Here is a 404-nt window from a genome sequence, read left to right as displayed (position 1 = left end):
CGGTTCACGTGGTCGATCCTGATCACCTGCGCATGGCCTAGCGTCGCATCCCACTGGGAGACCATTTTCACCGGCTGGCCCCGCAGGCGCAGCTCGCGAACTGTCTCGTCCGGAATGCGTGACTCAAGCCAGAGATCGTGCGACTCCGCGCCCCACGTGCGGCCTATCAGCCAGCGCGGCGCCTCGATCGCCTGTTGGACGTCATAATCAAAATCGACGAGTCGCGTGACGATTGCAGCCTGCGTTTGCGGTTGTCCTTCACCACCCATCGATCCATAAGCCAGTACCGGCTTGCCGTCCTTCAGCATCATCGCCGGAACGAGTGTGTGGAACGTGCGCTTACCGGGTTCGAGGCGATTGGGATGATTTTCATCCAGTGAGAAGAAGGACCCACGGTTCTGCAT

General features: G+C 60.1%; 1 protein-coding gene. It reads right to left on the bottom strand.

The features are described from left to right. A partial coding sequence (locus CEV33_RS00835) for a gamma-glutamyltransferase (RefSeq protein WP_208620125.1) occupies positions 1 to 404 on the bottom strand: 404 nt, incomplete at both ends.

Source organism: Brucella grignonensis (assembly GCF_002252505.1).
GTDB lineage: Bacteria > Pseudomonadota > Alphaproteobacteria > Rhizobiales > Rhizobiaceae > Brucella > Brucella grignonensis.
Note: the sequence above shows the minus strand (reverse complement) of the source record. Positions and strands in the feature narration are given on the sequence as shown.